The 317-nt window shown below is 34.4% G+C and carries 1 protein-coding gene; it reads left to right on the forward strand.

What is annotated here, in order from left to right; all coding sequences use genetic code 11:
• Window positions 1-292 (forward strand): transposase (locus tag HC026_RS12510; protein WP_168926219.1); only part of this gene is annotated, 292 nt, incomplete at its 5' end.
• Window positions 293-317 lie beyond the last annotated feature (25 nt).

Below are 317 nucleotides of genomic sequence, written 5' to 3' on the forward strand. Positions count from 1 at the left end.
TCTACGTTACGCTTTGAAGACCAATAACTGGAATAACTACAATGCCACTTTTTGGCATACAGATGGTATCTCGCCAGAGATGCAATCCACTTTAGAAACGTTGAAAGAACATCATGATGAGATTAAGAACACCTTTAATTATCCCTATTCTAATGGTCCACTAGAAGGTACCAACAATAAAATCAAGGCGATTAAACGAGCAGGTTTCGGGTATAAAAGCTTCCGCAAGTTTCGAATGAGAGTACTTTATACTTTGCATATTAAAACTAAAAAAGTCCTAATCACAAAGTAGTGATTAGAACTAATTTATAAATTTA

The organism is Secundilactobacillus angelensis (assembly GCF_012641075.1).
GTDB classification, from domain to species: domain Bacteria; phylum Bacillota; class Bacilli; order Lactobacillales; family Lactobacillaceae; genus Secundilactobacillus; species Secundilactobacillus angelensis.